We start from the raw sequence: 14,806 nt of genomic DNA on the forward strand, positions 1-14,806 counted from the left end.
CCCCTTTATTGTGTTAACAGCGCCTTGATTTCTTGTTTTAATGCGTCGTCGTTGATGCCTGTCAGCAGGGCGGCGCCGTTGAGCGTCGGGATGCCATAGTCACTGTGCGTACGCATGGACGTTACGATGAGATCCATACCGTTACAGTTCAACGGGATCTCATTCAGACAACATTGCGCCGTGGTTGCCGCAATGCCTTGCTCCGCAAGAAAGTCCTGCAGTTTTTGTGCAATCATGGTTGATGTCGACATGCCGGTACCACATGCCACAAGGATCTTCTTCATCATGGTCGTGCCTCTTGTGTAGCGCCTGTTTCAGGCTCAATGGGAAACTGTTCTGGCGACATATTGGCCAGCGCAGTCAGTAAACGGATACAATCAGCCAGGTCGCGCAGGCTGGCGACTTCGGCTGGCGAGTGGGTATAGCGGCAGGGAATAGAAAGACTGGCGCAGGGAATACCGTCCAGTTCAACCTGAATGTAGCCGGTTTCGGTGATGACGCCTGGCGCGACTTCTCGCTGTACGGGAATATTATTTTCGTGCGCGGTGGTCTCCAGCATCCGCAGCAAACGCGGCGGCGTAATCAGTCCCGCCAACGTACCGCGTCCGTGATAGTTCAGACAGGTGATGCCGACGCCGTGGTTGACCCGCACATCTGAGTAATCCTGCAGGTCAGGCGTGTCGCAGGAGGGGGTGATATCAATACCAATCGCCAGGTCGGGGCGCACGCGTCGTAAAACGGGAATAATACCGCGAATATTGAACTCTTCCTGTACCGACGCGACCAGGAATACCGCGATATCGAGCGGTGTGGAGGCGAGGGCCTCGGCGACGCCCAGTAGCGCCGTACACCCCAGCCTGTCATCCAGCGCCTTACTGCATACCAGATCGTTGCCCAGACAGTGCGGCGGGTTGTAAAGGGTTACTGGCGTCCCCACCTGAATACCCATTCGTTCGGCATCCGCTTTATCTTTTGCGCCGATATCAATCCAGAGTTTATCGAGAGCGGGTGGCTGGGTGCGCTCGTCACCCTTCGCGAAGTGATATGCTTTAATACCGATACAGCCCATGATATCGCCTGAACGTCCGGCAAGCGTCACAATCGAACCGGGCATAGTAATTTGCGCCGGGCCGCCCACGCGTTCAAAACGTAAAAAACCGGAGGGTTCGATCTTGCGTACCATAAAACCCACTTCATCCATATGCGCAAAAATCATCAGGCGAAGCGCGTCGGGTTTATCGCTGCCATAACGGGCGACGACATTGCCTAAGCGATCCCGCCAGACGTCTTTGGCCTGCTGTTCAAACGCGTGCTGCATAACGTTTGCAATACTGCTTTCATGTCCTGAAATCCCGTTTAGCCGCAGTAAAGAAAAAAGCGTTTCCTGCACAGAAAAGGTCATTGGAGTCTCCGTGGTGATAAAACAATCAGTCGTTGAGCGTTTTATAGGCGGAGAATGGTTGGATAAGTGTGAAATGTGTCACGCGGAAATACGCTAAATATGGCCAATAAAAAATAATGTGATGGCGATACAATAAAAACGCTCATATCACCTGCGGGTTATCGGTAAACCAGGCTATTTATGTGATTACGACCAACAACGAAGAAGGGCAACGCGATGGTGGAAATTATTCCTGTTAGCACGACGCTGGAACTACAAGCGGCAGATGAAAGTCATGTTCCGGCGCTGCACCAACTGGTACTCAAAAACAAAGCGTGGCTACAACAGTCGCTCGACTGGCCGCAATATGTCACGTCGCAGGAGGAAACGCGTAAGCATGTGCAGGGTAATATGCTGTTGCACCAGCGTGGTTACGCCAAAATGTACCTGATTTTCTGCCAGAATGAGATGGCGGGCGTACTCTCATTTAATGCCATCGAACCGATAAACAAAGCCGCCTATATCGGTTACTGGCTGGATGAGTCCCTCCAGGGACAAGGGATAATGTCGCAATCATTACAGGCGCTGATGACACATTATGCCCGGCGCGGCGATATTCGGCGCTTCGTCATTAAATGCCGCGTTGATAATCAGGCCAGTAACGCAGTCGCACGGCGCAACCATTTTACGCTGGAAGGCTGTATGAAGCAGGCGGAGTATCTTAACGGCGACTATCACGACGTTAATATGTATGCCCGCATTATTGATGCGGATTAAAGGGAACCGACTAAGGGGGTACGCGTAATACGATCCTCGCCATTGATCACTTTTGGGCCGCGCAGGTGAATAGTATTGCCGTCAAAGGCTATCACCGCCGCCCGTCCGCTAATCTCGACCTGGTGCTCAATCAGAATTTCGCCCTGTATACAGGCATGGCCTTCAATCAGCACGCGGTCGTCCAGTAAAATCGGGCCTCCGCGTACCTCAGCATGTCCGCCTACCAGCACATGATGTTTTAACACACAGTTGCCTTCGATTAACGCATGTTCCGCTACCTGTGAGCTGTAGCGAAGGGTAGGGATAGCATCTTCCTCTGTGCCGGCGATAACCCGCGCATGGCCATAGACTTTGGCGCAGTCACAGATCCAGACATTATTGTCTTTGTTGCCTTCGATGAGCGCGAAATCAAAGACCTCCGCCCGGTGCTCAATAAAAGCGAGTGTGATAGTGGCGTCGCCATAAAGCTGTACCTGATGGACAATCCGCGAATGGTTCACGGTGGCGCGATCGTAAATTTGTAAAATCTGCGCATGTTCATGCGTTAGTCCCTGAACGGCGAGAATTTCTGACTGGTTTAACACGCGGGCATCGCCATAAATCGCACACTCTCCGCGCACGGAAGAGGACTGAATGGTGACGTTGTCACTTATCCGTGCGCCATCGCTGATATCAGCGCGATCAATCCAGACGTTATCGCCTATTCGCACGTTATTGTAGAGCGTGCACGGCTGCGTGATACGCGCGTTACCCGTAATTTCCGTGCCCGCAAAGGCCATCGCGTTTTCATCATAAATCCAGCAATCCCCCTGTTGTGACAGCACATTATCGGCATCAACCCAGCCGCCGGAGGTTCCGGCTTTAACATCGTTAAAATCCGTTACGGCAATAACTTGTCGTAATAAGACGCTTTTCTTCTCACCGTCTACCTGATAAGTAAAAGCACGAGGTTCCTCACTCAGTCGATATTTGATCATAGGGAAATTCCGTGTGAACGATTAAGATAACCGTAGCAAAGGTACTGGCGAAACAACCAGAAATTCCATAAAATGCATTTCAAATATACTTTATAAATTAAACAAAATGCGTAATCACAAGCAGAGCGATCGCGTGCTCAATCTGCCTGCGGGCTATTTTGGCATCGTCCTTGGCACTATCGGTATGGGATTCGCCTGGCGTTATGCCAGCCAGATATGGGGAATAAGCCACTGGCCCGGCGACATCATGGTGATCCTGGCGATGATTATTTGGGCACTCTTGACCCTGGCGTTCCTTAGCCGTCTGGTGCGCTTTCCCCATAGCGTGATGGCTGAAGTGCGACATCCGGTAATGAGCAGTTTTGTCAGCCTGTTTCCCGCCACCACGATGCTGGTCGCGATCGGTTTCGTTCCCTGGTATCGCCCGTTGGCCGTTGCGCTATTCAGCGTGGGGGTCGTCATACAACTGGCGTATGCCGCCTGGCAGACGGCGGGACTTTGGCGCGGAGCGCATCCAGAAGAAGCGACAACCCCAGGACTTTATCTGCCCACGGTAGCGAATAATTTTATCAGCGCTATGGCCTGTGGAGCGCTCGGTTACAATGATGCCGGACTGGTGTTTTTAGGCGCAGGCGTCTTTTCGTGGTTAAGTCTGGAGCCGGTTATTTTGCAGCGACTGCGTAGCTGCGGCGAATTACCGGCGGTGCTGCGTACGTCGCTGGGTATCCAACTGGCGCCCGCGCTGGTCGCCTGTAGCGCCTGGCTGAGCGTCAATGGCGGGGAGGGCGACACGCTGGCGAAAATGCTATTCGGCTACGGTCTGTTACAGCTTTTATTTATGCTGCGATTAATGCCCTGGTATTTATCACAACCGTTTAATGCTTCCTTCTGGAGTTTTTCGTTCGGCGTTTCCGCGCTGGCGACCACGGGGTTACATCTTGGTCACGGTAGTGAATCAGGGCTTTTCCATATTCTGGCCGTCCCGCTGTTTATTTTCACTAACGCTATTATCGCCTTATTGCTGGTTCGTACATTTCTATTGCTGGTGCAGGGGACGTTGCTTATTCGCACTGAGCGCGCTGCACTGTTGAAAACGGAGGAAAAAAATGACCGTTCGTGACGAAAATTATTTTACTGAGAAATACGGATTAACCCGCACGCATTCGGATGTGCTGGCGGCGGCAAAGGTTGTCGCGCCGGGCCGAACGCTGGATTTGGGATGTGGCAATGGCCGCAATAGTCTGTATCTGGCCGCGAACGGTTATGACGTTACCGCGTGGGATAAAAATCCGGCCAGTATGGCTAACCTTGAGCGTATTAAAGCGGCAGAGGGGCTGGATAATCTGCAAACCGACCTTGTCGATCTGAATACATTGACCTTTGACGGCGAATACGATTTTATTCTCTCGACAGTGGTTATGATGTTTCTTGAGGCGCAAACCATTCCCGGTTTAATTGCCAATATGCAACGCTGCACAAAACCCGGCGGGTATAATTTGATTGTTGCGGCAATGGATACTCCGGACTTTCCCTGTACGGTGGGATTCCCGTTCGCTTTTAAAGAAGGCGAATTACGCCGCTATTACGAAGGATGGGACATGCTGAAATACAACGAAGATGTCGGCGAGCTTCACCGCACGGACGAAAACGGCAACCGTATCAAACTGCGTTTTGCTACGATGCTGGCGAGAAAAACGGCCTGAGCGATGCAAGTTCTGTAAGTCTCGCAGCGTTCGGCATTTTTTTGTCGGGCGCCGCGTTCAAATTGTGCTGTCGTTACCATTTTTAGTGCATCCAGAATGATTTCGTTTTGCTATTATTTCCTTTGCATCATTGCGAAGACTAAAGGGATCGTTTCATGCGTACTCATACTTTATTTAAAGTTGCAGTGCTTACTGGCTTGCTGGCGTTATCCGGCTGTGCGTCTAAAGTCACACAACCGGATAAGTATTCTGGATTCTTAAAAAATTATTCGGACCTGCAGGAAACTACCTCCGCCACGGGAAAACCGGTGTTGCGCTGGGTAGATCCACATTTCAATGACTCTAACTATGATAGTATTGTTTACAATCCGATAACATATTATCCCGTCCCCAAACCAACGACCCAGGTCGGGCAGCAAGTTCTTGATAAACTGCTGGCTTATACGAACACTAAAGTAAAATCAGCAATTGAACAGCGCAAACCGCTGGTCACGACGCCAGGGCCGCGCAGTTTGATTTTCCGCGGGGCGATTACGGGCGTGGATACCAGCAAAGAAGGGCTGCAATTCTATGAGGTGATCCCTGTAGCGCTGATTGTGGCGGGCACGCAAATGGCGACAGGCCACCGGACCATGGATACCCACCTCTATTTTGAGGGTGAGCTGATAGATGCCGCGACCAACAAGCCGGTCGTCAAGGTAGTACGTCAGGGTGAAGGTAAAGACCTGAGCAATTCCAGTACGCCAATGGCGTTTGAGACGTTGAAACAGGTCGTGGATGATATGGCGACGGATACCTCTATGTTTGACGTTAACAAAAAATAATTTTGCGGCGCCATCGTAAGATGGCGCAAACCCCGGCAGATTAGCGGTCACCATCAGCCAGACAACGATGGGCGGCGCGTTTTCGTTAATACTGCGTAGCCTATCCCGCCAGCGATCAACCCCCAGAATGCCGATCCGATGCCCATCAGCGTTAGCCCGCTGGCGGTGACGAGAAATGCGATAACTGCCGCGTCACGCTCACTTTCGTGAGTAAGCGCCTGATACAGACTACCGCTAATCGTACTTAACAGTGCCAGACCAGCCAGCATTTGCACCCAGCTAACCGGCAGGGCGACCATCAGCGCGGTTATCGAACCGCCAAACCACCCGGCAAGTAAATAAAAAACGCCTGCGGCGGCGGCCGCTAACCAGCGACGCGTTGGATCGGGGTGCGCGTCCGGGCTTTGACAAATGGCGGCTGTAATGGCGGCAATGCAGATAGAATAAACGCCAAATGGCGAAAGCAGCAGCGCCAGCAATCCGGTAAAAATCATTAACGGAGAGACAGGAAGCTGATAGCCAGACGCCTTCATTGTGGCGACGCCGGGGGCGTTTTGCGATGCCATCGTCACCAGGAAGAGCGGTACCGCGACGCTCAGGCTTTGAGCGAATGAAAAGTGGGGGGGAACGAAGGTGGGCCACACCGGCGCGAAATGAATACCGCCCATCGCCACCTTACCCTGGATGAGCGCCACCGTTATTCCCATCACCATGGCAGCAATAACGGCATAGCGGGGCGCGAATACTTTAAAGAGTAGCCACGCCAATAGCATAGCGCCGCACATGACAAACTCTCCGTTGAGCGTCCCGAACGCCTGCAGGCCGAAGCGTAGCAGTATTCCCGCCAGCATTGCGGCGGCAAGAGAATGGGGGATTATCCGCATCAAACGCGCAAACAATCCCGTGACGCCGCACAGCACAATCAGGGCATTGGCGACAATGAATATGCCCACCGCGTCTGGCAACGATAATCCCTGAAGCCCTGTTACCAACAGAGCGGCGCCAGGCGTTGACCAGGCGGTTAAAACCGGCGCACGATACCACAAGGTTAACGTTAGTGTGCTTATGCCCATGGCTATACCGAGGGCGGTCATCCAGCCGGCGATCTCTGCGGGTGTTGCGCCAGCGGCAAGCGCCGCCTGCCAGATAATGGCGGCGGAACTTGCATAGCCGACCAGAACGGCGACCAGACCAGATAATACAGTAGGTAACGGCAGTGATAACAGACGCATGATCGCCTCTTGTGCGTTATAACGGTCAGTCAATGTAGCATTGTGCGTTATAGCGTACAAGTGATACGCTATGGTCTTACTGGGGGGAAAAATGGATAACCTGACACACTATCTGGCGACCACGTTAAGAACGTTACGCCATCAGCGAGGCTGGAGTTTATCGCGTCTGGCGGAGATCTCCGGCGTCTCAAAAGCCATGTTAGGGCAGATAGAGCGTAATGAATCCAGCCCGACAGTCGCAACGCTGTGGAAAATTGCGACGGGCCTGAACGTTCCATTCTCAATGTTTATTTCGCCTCCGCAGGCCGAATTTCCGCCAACCTTCGATCCCCAGCAGCAAGCGATGGTAATCACACCGCTGTTTCCGTGGGACCCAGAACTCTGTTTTGACTATTTTTCCCTATTGCTGGCGCCTGGCGCGTGCAGCGAATCAGCGCCGCATAAAGCCGGCGTTATCGAACATGTGGTGGTGATTCAGGGTCGGCTGGACATGTGTACTGGTGGGGTATGGCAAACCATAGACGCCGGTAAAGGTTTGCGTTTTGCCGGCGATACGGCGCATACCTATCGCAACAGCAGTGACCAGACGGTTCATTTTCACTCGCTGATCCATTACCCGCGTGATTAAGCGGGAAAACTATTTCGTTAGTTTGCGCTTCTGACTACAATAGCCGCCATTTCGCTGCTATTGGATAAGAAAGACTGTATGCGCCAGCAACCTCACTATCTCGAATTGTTAAGTCCGGCCCGTGACGCCGCAATTGCTCGCGAAGCGATTTTGCATGGCGCAGATGCCGTCTACATCGGCGGACCCGGTTTTGGCGCACGTCATAACGCCAGTAACAGTCTGCGCGATATCGCCGATCTGGTCCCGTTTGCTCACCGTTACGGCGCCAGGATTTTTGTCACGCTGAATACTATCCTGCATGATGATGAGCTGGAGCCCGCGCAGCGGTTAATCACCGATTTGTACAACACCGGGGTAGATGCGCTGATTGTGCAGGATATGGGCATTCTGGAACTGGATATCCCGCCGATTGAGCTTCACGCCAGTACACAGTGTGATATTCGCAGCGTGGAAAAAGCGAAGTTTCTTGCCGATGTCGGTTTTTCACAGATTGTACTGGCGCGCGAGCTTAATTTGAGTCAGATAGCGGCTATTCATCAGGCTACTGACGCCACGATTGAGTTCTTCATTCATGGCGCGCTGTGTGTCGCTTATTCTGGGCAGTGTTATATCTCTCATGCGCAAACCGGGCGCAGCGCCAATCGGGGCGACTGTTCGCAGGCCTGTCGTTTACCGTATACGTTAAAAGACGATCAGGGGCGGGTGGTCTCTTACGAAAAACATTTGCTATCGATGAAAGATAACGACCAAACGGCTAACCTCGGCGCGTTGATCGATGCAGGCGTACGTTCCTTCAAGATTGAAGGGCGCTACAAAGACATGAGCTATGTCAAAAACATCACCGCGCATTATCGTCAGATGCTGGACGCGATTATCGAGCAACGTGGCGATCTGGCGCGTGCATCGGTTGGTCGGACCGAGCATTTTTTTGTTCCCTCCACGGAGAAAACCTTCCATCGCGGCAGCACCGACTATTTTGTTAACGCGCGTAAAGGTGATATTGGCGCATTTGATTCACCAAAATTTATTGGCTTGCCGGTAGGCGAGGTGCTGAATGTGGCGAAGGATTATCTCGACGTAGAAGCTACGGAGCCGTTGGCGAATGGCGATGGTCTGAACGTGTTGATTAAGCGTGAAGTGGTGGGTTTTCGCGCCAATACGGTGGAGAAAACCGGTCATAACCGCTACCGCGTTTGGCCAAATGATATGCCTGCCGACCTGCATAAAGTCCGTCCGCATCATCCGTTGAATCGTAATCTGGATCATAACTGGCAGCAAGCGCTGACAAAAACCTCCAGTGAGCGCCGTGTGGCGGTTGATATCATGCTGGGCGGCTGGCAGGAACAGCTTATTCTGACGCTGACCAGTGAAGACGGTGTCTGCATCACGCATACGCTTGACGGGGTATTTGAGGAAGCCAATAACTCTGAAAAAGCGTTGAATAACCTAAAAGCCGGACTGGCGAAGCTGGGACAGACGCCTTACTACGCGCGTGATATGCAGGTGACATTACCGGCGGCGTTGTTCGTGCCAAATAGCCTGCTCAATCAGTTCCGTCGGGAGGCGATTGATATGCTTGACGCGGCGCGGCTGGCCCATTATCAACGAGGTCGTCGGAAACCCGTGGCGCAGCCTGCGCCGGTCTATCCGCAAACGCATCTCAGCTTTCTCGCTAATGTCTACAACCACAAAGCGCGGGAATTTTATCACCGTTACGGCGTACAATTGATTGATGCGGCCTATGAGGCGCATCAGGAGAAGGGCGAGGTACCGGTCATGATCACCAAACACTGCCTGCGTTTTGCGTTCAACCTTTGTCCTAAGCAGGCGAAAGGAAATATTAAGAGCTGGAAAGCCACGCCGATGCAGTTGGTGCATGGCGATGAAGTACTGACGCTAAAATTCGACTGCCGCCCTTGCGAAATGCATGTCATTGGCAAAATTAAAAACCACATCTTAAAAATGCCCCAGCCCGGCAGCGTTGTCGCTTCAGTGAGCCCTGAAGCGCTGATGAAAACGCTGCCGAAGCGTAGGGGCGTTTAATTAACGAAAATAGCTCTCTGGTTTGCGCGATTTCTGCCAGTTGTGGTGCTCGCGCAAGCCTTCCGCGGATTCTTCCGCTGCCGCCCGTAATTCATCACTGTCGGCTTCGTGTCTAAGCTGGTGCCCTCCCGTCGCAAACCATACGAATGCGTGGTCTTGCTGTTTCGCCAGTAACTGGCCTGAAAACAGCGCACAGGTCAGTAAAACTACTGATAACGTTTTTGTAAGCATCATGCCACCTTCCAGTTACGTCGTGAGGCTATGATGCCAATAATTTCTTTGAGTTATTATTCAACACTTCAAATTAGCGAAAACGGTTTGTCAATAAGTGCGATAAGTTGTATGAGAAAATATACTTATACTCAGTATCTCAATTATAAAAATAACGAGCCAATTCGTTCCATGCGAAATTCATTATTTCCTGGAAGTATATTTTAAAGGTGTTGTATTAGATGGTTTTGGTATTGCCAGGGGATTGTAAGCCATACTATTTATGGTGTGGTCAACTCTGGTGATGAGCCTCATTTTTTGCTGTCTCAACGAGTGAAGATAAATCTTCAGAAAAAAGGCTGTTATGAACTTGTAGCGCTACATATTCAGCAAGATCGTTTAAACATAGCAGGTCATGAGAGGAATTTTCTTCCAGCATATTTATTAATATCTCATTCTTAAACAAACATGAATAAACTAGTTGAGTAACTGAACTTTGTGTATGATTGGGCTCAAATATTGCATTCGTTAAGTTAGTATTCTCAATAACCTTTGCGGCTATTTTATTTTTGATAGCGTCGTCAATAGCTGTTACACCTGACTGGGCGATGCCCAGATTAATCCTGGAGGAGATGGCGGCTTTTCTTTCCTGTTCCTTCCAGTCACATAAATTACCCTTTTCTGCCATGGCGATAAGCGTCTCTTCTATATTTTTTAGGTCAACGGGAAATGTTATACCGCCGGATAGCGAGAGTAGTAACCGCTCAGGGAACAAGCAACATAGCGGTTCACAAACATAAGTGCTAGCTTTTATATTAATATCAGAATATCTTTTCAGGTGGGCAGACTGAGTATCAACACAGAGAACTGTTCTATTCATTATCTCATAATAGTAGTGATCCTGACGTATCATAATGCATAACGGAATATCTTCGCCATCTTTAATACAGAGATTTGTATATTGACACTCAGCATCTTTATAGTGCTGAAAATGGAAATTTCCTCTGCATGACGGTGATGATAATTCATATAACGCACAAAATAAATCAAATAAACGTTGCGCGTCAGGCGGAGAGGCAACATCACATAATTCCTTTATATATTGATCGGCAGCGGATCTTCGCGTGCTACAGAAAAAATCTTTAATCTTTTCCCATAGTAACGTAAAGAAGGAGCGTTGAGAGATGGCACTTTGAGAAAACATCTCACTCTTTAAAAATCCTCTCCCGATAGTAATTGGCATAATGTAGACCACAAGTGATTATATAATACTTCATTACTGGAATAGGTGGTATTCAAAATATTATCCCATGTTGTCCATCGGTTTGCCTATCGGTGAAACACCTGATTTTTGCTTTGTCCTGAACGTTCAAATTGACCCGTAGTTTTAGTCATGCCCACGCCTCCTGGACATGAAGTATGTCAGGTAAAACGAATGAAACTAAAACGGTTTTCTTAATTTTCACATCATCATGTACCATGAGTAATGATTAATTACGCGCTATATTATTTTTAGAGAAAGTAAATAGTTGCTCAACCGTGTAGAAATTGTCTTATAAGAAGTTAAACTAAAAGTATTATTAGGCTAACAACAATGAGATATTTAGCGGCAGGGCAGAAGGCCAATACTGATAGCACTTATGATATAAATACCTTACTCTTTAGTTTTTGTCTTAATTATATTTGTTGTAACGATTAGCTGACGGGTTTATTTCCAGTTGGGTGATAAGACTATAAAAACCTGCGAGGAGGCTCAAAATGAAGAAATCAGATGGTGAAATTCACGAAAAGACAGCATCCTGGGGCATTTTGCAGTCAGAATGGCTAAAAAAATGTGGACGGCTATTATTGCTGTTACTTTACCGCTTCGTTATCGGATGGGCTTTTTTTCAGTTACTCGCCATGATTGTGGCAGGGATATTTTTGTTAGGCATCTTATTATTTCATCCCATAATATTTGTACAGACTATCGCAATTACTGAGAAGTTAAATCATGCTTCGCTTGATTTATGGCATATCCTTAAGTTATGCCTATGGCATTACGGTATCATCGCAGGGTTTATTTTTATGGCGGAGTGTACGTTAGGTAAAAGTATACGGCAGGTTCAGCGCTTGTCCAAAAAGTTTGGGGCGCAGGATTTTTCTTCACGCCCGTGATCCGCCGCTGCAACCTGCGTTCTTACTGAATAATGACTATGACCAGCAGACCGAATCATCTCGGTTCGAAGGGGATTCTATGTGTTTGCACAACTGCGGTGAATCGTAATTTCAGATGCATTATCGCCGACAATTGACGCGTTCCTCACTAATTGCCTTCCTGACTATATAGTGGTCTTATCTTTGGCGAAACAATCTTATTTAGTTATGGAAGGCGACAACAACTGTACTACTGCTTATCAAATAACCTTTCTGGTCAGGTAGACTCGCCTTTGTGAAAACACATCGTTATCTGTGCTCCTGGGGACTCACTCCCTTGCCGCCTTTAAGCAACTCAAATTATTTGGGTATAGAACAGGCGGCGTCATGGTCATATAAGCAAAATATAACCTCTCCGTTTGTAATAAGGCACAGATTACAGGGGGGAATGATGTTTATTTTAACCATCTGTTTAAGCGCTGTCCGCTAATCTTTACCTGCTCAAATACATAATCACCCCTGTGACTCTCGCGAGGTGTAACATATGGTAAAATGCGTATCTTCTTTCCTCCTGTTCAGCCTGTTGTCCGTTCAGGCAATGTCAGCTGAAAACCATATTGATCTCCACCAGCCAAAAGACTTTGTCGATATTACTACGGTCGCCCCCGACGTACAGGTAGACATGCGATACTTCACTTCCCATAACTTTATTGGTCGCCCCATTAAAGGCTATAACGCGCCTGTTTGCCTGTTAACACAACCAGCCGCGAACGCAGTGAAGCAGGTCGCCGATCGTTTACGTCCCTTTGGACTTACCTTAAAAATATATGATTGCTACCGTCCGCAAAGCGCAGTGAACGACTTTATCGCGTGGGCCAAAGATCCTTCTCAAAACCAAATGAAAAACGAATTTTATCCGCAGGTAGAGAAAAATCGTCTGTTTGAGGAAGGTTATCTTGCCGCCAGATCCGGCCACAGTCGGGGAAGTACGCTTGATCTAACAATTGTTCCACTCGACAGTAAAATACCGATATACCATCCCGGACGACCACTGGTGAATTGTACTGCGTCCGCGGCGCAACGTTCGCCAGATAATAGTCTGGATTTTGGTACCGGCTTTGACTGTTTTAGTCCGTTATCCCATCCCGATAATGCCATGCTTACCGCTCAGCAACGCGCAAATAGGTTGTTATTACAAACATTGATGCGTGATGCGGGCTTTACGCCACTGGATACTGAATGGTGGCACTTCTCCCTTACTCATGAACCATACCCGAACACCTGGTTTGACTTTCCCGTTAAGCAGAGACCCTGAAACGGCGTTTTGTTGCGAAATCTAATCATTACGCCTGTTGGAAAGCACCATAACAGTTAGCAAATCATTGTTAATTTTAACAACTGATATACACTGCGGTTGCCACCTGCAAGCAGCGCTCAATGAGAACGAATAATGAAAAAATATCAACGTCTGGCGGAGCAAATTAGAGAACAAATCGCCTCTGGCGTTTGGCAACCCGGCGATCGATTACCCTCGCTGAGGGAGCAGGTCGCCAGTAGCGGCATGAGTTTTATGACTGTCGGTCACGCGTACCAGTTGCTGGAAAGTCAGGGACGGATTATCGCTCGTCCGCAATCCGGTTATTATGTCGCGCCGCATCCGGTTTGTCGGTCAGTCGCGACGGCAGCGCACGTTATTCGGGATGAAGCCGTAGATATCAATACCTATATTTTTGAGATGCTGCAGGCGAGCCGTGATACCTCAGTGGTGCCTTTTGCTTCAGCGTTTCCCGATCCGCGTCTGTTTCCCTTGCCGCAATTGAACCGCTCTCTGGCGCAGGTCAGTAAAACCGCGACGGCAATGAGCGTCATCGAAAACTTGCCGCCAGGTAATGCAGAATTGCGCTATGCGATAGCACGCCGTTACGCGCAGCAGGGGATTACCGTTTCTCCTGACGAGATTGTCATTACCGCCGGCGCGCTGGAAGCGTTGAATCTTAGTTTACAGGCGGTGACGGCGCCGGGAGACTGGGTGGTGGTGGAGAACCCCTGTTTCTACGGTGCGCTACAGGCCCTGGAGCGATTGCGCCTGAAAGCGTTGTCGATACCCACCGATGTTAAAGAAGGTATCGATCTTATGGCGCTGGAACAGGCGTTACAGGAATATCCGGTGAAAGCGTGCTGGTTAATGACCAACAGCCAGAATCCGTTAGGGTTCACGCTGAGTGCTGAGAAAAAAGCGCGGCTGGTTGCGTTACTCACGCACCATAACGTGACGCTAATTGAAGACGATGTTTATAGCGAACTCTACTTTGGCCGCGAGAAACCTCTGCCTGCCAAAGCATGGGATCGCGACGATACCGTGTTGCATTGTTCATCTTTTTCCAAATGTCTGGTTCCCGGTTTTCGCATTGGCTGGGTTGCGGGAGGAAGCCATGCCAGACAAATTCAGCGTTTGCAGTTAATGAGCACATTATCCACCAGTTCCCCCATGCAATTGGCGTTAGTGGATTATCTCTCGACACGTCGATATGACGCGCATCTGCGTCGATTGCGAAGGCAGCTTGCGGAACGTAAACAGCAAGCCTGGCAAACCCTTTTGCGCCATCTCCCGGCGGAAGTAAAAATTCACCATAACGATAGCGGTTATTTTCTTTGGCTGGAGCTACCTGAGCAGCTTGATGCCGGTGAACTTAGCGCCAAAGCGCTTGAACACCTTATCAGTATCGCGCCGGGGAAAATGTTTTCAACGTCCGGCGCCTGGACGCGTTTCTTTCGTTTTAACACCGCATGGCATTGGGGAGAACGGGAAGAACAGGCCGTAAAACAGCTTGGAAGCCTGATTCGCGAGATGCTGAGCGCTAAAAGCCTTGTGTGAGGTGGAATGCGTGTCAGCTC

15 protein-coding genes and 1 pseudogene are annotated in these 14,806 nt (G+C 49.7%); 10 read left to right on the top strand and 6 right to left on the bottom strand.

Annotation, left to right across the window (positions count from 1 at the left end; translation table 11 throughout):
• Window positions 1–5: 5 nt before the first annotated feature.
• On the bottom strand, window positions 6–287 hold the full coding sequence (gene sgcB / locus QEN32_RS10925; RefSeq protein WP_000976132.1) for a PTS sugar transporter subunit IIB SgcB: 282 nt from the start codon (window positions 285–287) through the stop codon (window positions 6–8).
• Entirely contained in the window at window positions 284–1,402 is a 1,119-nt protein-coding gene (locus QEN32_RS10930; protein WP_000144620.1) for a M42 family metallopeptidase, read from the bottom strand. Before QEN32_RS10930 ends, sgcB begins: the two co-directional genes overlap by 4 nt.
• Before the next feature lie 216 nt (window positions 1,403–1,618).
• On the opposite strand from QEN32_RS10930, the gene rimL reads away from it, so the two are divergent.
• Window positions 1,619–2,158 carry a 50S ribosomal protein L7/L12-serine acetyltransferase gene (gene rimL, locus QEN32_RS10935; RefSeq protein ID WP_023206029.1) on the top strand — a complete coding sequence of 180 codons (540 nt, stop codon included), beginning with the start codon at window positions 1,619–1,621 and terminating at the stop codon, window positions 2,156–2,158.
• Here rimL and ydcK read toward each other — a convergent pair.
• Window positions 2,155–3,135 (bottom strand): YdcK family protein, encoded by a 981-nt coding sequence (gene ydcK, locus QEN32_RS10940; protein WP_017441323.1) that lies wholly within the window; start codon window positions 3,133–3,135, stop codon window positions 2,155–2,157. The genes rimL and ydcK overlap by 4 nt on opposite strands.
• 106 nt (window positions 3,136–3,241) lie before the next feature.
• Here ydcK and tehA point away from each other — a divergent pair, with 106 nt between their 5' ends.
• The 3 genes from tehA (at window position 3,242) to QEN32_RS10955 (ending at window position 5,662) form a co-directional block, all read left to right on the top strand.
• Window positions 3,242–4,255: a dicarboxylate transporter/tellurite-resistance protein TehA gene (gene tehA, locus QEN32_RS10945; protein WP_001244002.1), complete on the top strand. Its 1,014-nt coding sequence runs from the start codon at window positions 3,242–3,244 to the stop codon at window positions 4,253–4,255.
• Window positions 4,242–4,838 (top strand): tellurite resistance methyltransferase TehB, encoded by a 597-nt coding sequence (gene tehB / locus QEN32_RS10950; protein WP_000218280.1) that lies wholly within the window; start codon window positions 4,242–4,244, stop codon window positions 4,836–4,838. The genes tehA and tehB overlap by 14 nt, the downstream gene beginning before the upstream one ends.
• Before the next feature lie 155 nt (window positions 4,839–4,993).
• On the top strand, window positions 4,994–5,662 hold the full coding sequence (locus QEN32_RS10955; protein WP_001259025.1) for a DUF3313 domain-containing protein: 669 nt from the start codon (window positions 4,994–4,996) through the stop codon (window positions 5,660–5,662).
• A gap of 53 nt (window positions 5,663–5,715) precedes the next feature.
• Here the strand turns inward: QEN32_RS10955 and QEN32_RS10960 are convergent, their stop codons facing one another.
• On the bottom strand, window positions 5,716–6,894 hold the full coding sequence (locus QEN32_RS10960) for a benzoate/H(+) symporter BenE family transporter (RefSeq protein ID WP_265322102.1): 1,179 nt from the start codon (window positions 6,892–6,894) through the stop codon (window positions 5,716–5,718).
• Between the two features lie 91 nt (window positions 6,895–6,985).
• Here QEN32_RS10960 and QEN32_RS10965 point away from each other — a divergent pair, with 91 nt between their 5' ends.
• Both QEN32_RS10965 and QEN32_RS10970 read left to right on the top strand, forming a co-directional pair.
• Window positions 6,986–7,522: an XRE family transcriptional regulator gene (locus QEN32_RS10965; protein ID WP_000369543.1), complete on the top strand. Its 537-nt coding sequence runs from the start codon at window positions 6,986–6,988 to the stop codon at window positions 7,520–7,522.
• Between the two features lie 78 nt (window positions 7,523–7,600).
• Window positions 7,601–9,565: a U32 family peptidase gene (locus QEN32_RS10970; protein ID WP_001249753.1), complete on the top strand. Its 1,965-nt coding sequence runs from the start codon at window positions 7,601–7,603 to the stop codon at window positions 9,563–9,565.
• On the opposite strand, the gene QEN32_RS10975 is transcribed toward QEN32_RS10970, so the two are convergent.
• Window positions 9,566–9,796 carry a DUF2554 family protein gene (locus QEN32_RS10975; protein WP_000956438.1) on the bottom strand — a complete coding sequence of 77 codons (231 nt, stop codon included), beginning with the start codon at window positions 9,794–9,796 and terminating at the stop codon, window positions 9,566–9,568.
• A gap of 271 nt (window positions 9,797–10,067) precedes the next feature.
• Window positions 10,068–11,018, bottom strand: a complete 951-nt coding sequence (gene sifB, locus QEN32_RS10980) for an SPI-2 type III secretion system effector SifB (protein ID WP_079984285.1) — start codon at window positions 11,016–11,018, stop codon at window positions 10,068–10,070.
• A gap of 515 nt (window positions 11,019–11,533) precedes the next feature.
• Between sifB and QEN32_RS10985 the strand changes: the two genes are divergently transcribed.
• The 4 genes and pseudogenes from QEN32_RS10985 (at window position 11,534) to ycdR (ending at window position 14,786) form a co-directional block, all read left to right on the top strand.
• Complete coding sequence (locus QEN32_RS10985; RefSeq protein WP_265322103.1) at window positions 11,534–11,932, top strand: D-alanyl-D-alanine dipeptidase; 399 nt, start codon at window positions 11,534–11,536, stop codon at window positions 11,930–11,932.
• Between the two features lie 32 nt (window positions 11,933–11,964).
• A pseudogene (locus QEN32_RS10990) lies at window positions 11,965–12,196 on the top strand (hypothetical protein).
• 259 nt (window positions 12,197–12,455) lie between these two features.
• A complete protein-coding gene (locus QEN32_RS10995; RefSeq protein WP_023216858.1) occupies window positions 12,456–13,226 on the top strand; it encodes a M15 family metallopeptidase in 771 nt (256 codons plus the stop codon).
• Between the two features lie 135 nt (window positions 13,227–13,361).
• Window positions 13,362–14,786: a GntR family transcriptional regulator YdcR gene (ycdR, locus tag QEN32_RS11000; RefSeq protein WP_000760692.1), complete on the top strand. Its 1,425-nt coding sequence runs from the start codon at window positions 13,362–13,364 to the stop codon at window positions 14,784–14,786.
• Window positions 14,787–14,806: the final 20 nt, after the last annotated feature.

The organism is Salmonella sp. SA14318 (assembly GCF_029866905.1).
Taxonomy (GTDB): Bacteria; Pseudomonadota; Gammaproteobacteria; order Enterobacterales; family Enterobacteriaceae; genus Salmonella; species Salmonella enterica.

Excerpts from the sequence above, each read along its gene's own strand:
- sgcB (WP_000976132.1), bottom strand. The coding sequence starts at position 287 with ATGATGAAGAAGATCCTTGTGGCATGTGGTACCGGCATGTCGACATCA.
- QEN32_RS10930 (WP_000144620.1), bottom strand. The coding sequence starts at position 1,402 with ATGACCTTTTCTGTGCAGGAAACGCTTTTTTCTTTACTGCGGCTAAAC.
- rimL (WP_023206029.1), top strand. The coding sequence starts at position 1,619 with ATGGTGGAAATTATTCCTGTTAGCACGACGCTGGAACTACAAGCGGCA.
- ydcK (WP_017441323.1), bottom strand. The coding sequence starts at position 3,135 with ATGATCAAATATCGACTGAGTGAGGAACCTCGTGCTTTTACTTATCAG.
- tehA (WP_001244002.1), top strand. The coding sequence starts at position 3,242 with ATGCGTAATCACAAGCAGAGCGATCGCGTGCTCAATCTGCCTGCGGGC.
- tehB (WP_000218280.1), top strand. The coding sequence starts at position 4,242 with ATGACCGTTCGTGACGAAAATTATTTTACTGAGAAATACGGATTAACC.
- QEN32_RS10955 (WP_001259025.1), top strand. The coding sequence starts at position 4,994 with ATGCGTACTCATACTTTATTTAAAGTTGCAGTGCTTACTGGCTTGCTG.
- QEN32_RS10960 (WP_265322102.1), bottom strand. The coding sequence starts at position 6,894 with ATGCGTCTGTTATCACTGCCGTTACCTACTGTATTATCTGGTCTGGTC.
- QEN32_RS10965 (WP_000369543.1), top strand. The coding sequence starts at position 6,986 with ATGGATAACCTGACACACTATCTGGCGACCACGTTAAGAACGTTACGC.
- QEN32_RS10970 (WP_001249753.1), top strand. The coding sequence starts at position 7,601 with ATGCGCCAGCAACCTCACTATCTCGAATTGTTAAGTCCGGCCCGTGAC.
- QEN32_RS10975 (WP_000956438.1), bottom strand. The coding sequence starts at position 9,796 with ATGCTTACAAAAACGTTATCAGTAGTTTTACTGACCTGTGCGCTGTTT.
- sifB (WP_079984285.1), bottom strand. The coding sequence starts at position 11,018 with ATGCCAATTACTATCGGGAGAGGATTTTTAAAGAGTGAGATGTTTTCT.
- QEN32_RS10985 (WP_265322103.1), top strand. The coding sequence starts at position 11,534 with ATGAAGAAATCAGATGGTGAAATTCACGAAAAGACAGCATCCTGGGGC.
- QEN32_RS10995 (WP_023216858.1), top strand. The coding sequence starts at position 12,456 with ATGGTAAAATGCGTATCTTCTTTCCTCCTGTTCAGCCTGTTGTCCGTT.
- ycdR (WP_000760692.1), top strand. The coding sequence starts at position 13,362 with ATGAAAAAATATCAACGTCTGGCGGAGCAAATTAGAGAACAAATCGCC.